Here is a 993-nt window from a genome sequence, read left to right as displayed (position 1 = left end):
GGCATTGCTCAACCCAACAGGAACTGGCGCGCCACCTCGATCTGCGGCGCGTGCATGAAGTAGGCGCATGACCCACGTCAGGCAGCTCCACCAGCTTGGCCTTGGGCCCGCGGCGGGTCATTTCCTGCGCCACTTCCGGCAGCAGCAGGTCGGACTGGGCGCCGCGCACCAGCAGCGTCGGGCAGCGAATGGCATCGTAGGCCGCCCACAGCATCTGCTCGGCCGCACTGGCCGCTTCCGGCGTGGTCAGCTTGAACGGCACGGCCAGGCCCAGGTCGTAATGGCGCACCCACTTGCCTTCTTCATTCTGGCGTAGCACGTCCTTGGCCAGCTTGTGCCACTCCTCATCGCTGTGATGACCGAAGCTGGCGGAAATGGTGCGAATGTACTGCGCCGCTTCCTCGAAGGTATCGAAGCGCACGTCCTGGCCGATGTACTCACCGATGCGCGCCAGCGCGGCACCGTTGATGGAAGGGCCGATATCGTTCAACACCAGGCGCCGGATCGGATTGCCCGGCAGCGAGGCCAGCCCCATGCCGATCAGACCGCCCATGGAGGTACCGAACCAGTCGACGATCTCGGCATCGGCGCGCGCCAGCAGGGTTACCATATCGGCCACGTATTGCGGCACGGTGTAGAACTGCGGATTGGCCAGACGCCCGGAGCGCCCGCGCCCGACCACGTCCGGGCAGATCACCCGATAGGTATCGCACAGCTCGCGCGCCATGCGGTCGAAATCGTCGGAGACCCGCGTGACGCCATGCACGCACACCAGCACATTGGGATTGCGGGCATCGCCCCACTCCTTGTAGGCCATGGTATGCAGCCCGGCGGGCGAGATGCACTGCACTGTCTTGACTACGGCTTCAGTCATGGTGACGGCTTTCCAGGTGAAAGAAGTCGTCATTCTACTATCTCAAGAGAGCTTGTCGGCCGGAAATGGCGCTCTGACAAGAGCGAAAACCCGCTGAGCGGGCAGGCAAAGGCGGCAAG

The 993-nt window shown here is 64.0% G+C and carries 1 pseudogene; it reads right to left on the bottom strand.

The features are described 5' to 3' along the window. Positions 1–8 precede the first annotated feature (8 nt). Positions 9–874: pseudogene (locus I5W_RS24175) on the bottom strand (alpha/beta fold hydrolase). Between the last annotated feature and the right edge of the window lie 119 nt (positions 875–993).

The organism is Herbaspirillum sp. B65 (assembly GCF_000333555.1).
Classification (GTDB): Bacteria; Pseudomonadota; Gammaproteobacteria; order Burkholderiales; family Burkholderiaceae_D; genus Herbaspirillum; species Herbaspirillum rubrisubalbicans.
The sequence above is the reverse complement of the archived record's forward strand: the minus strand, read 5'-3'. Positions and strand labels throughout refer to the sequence as shown.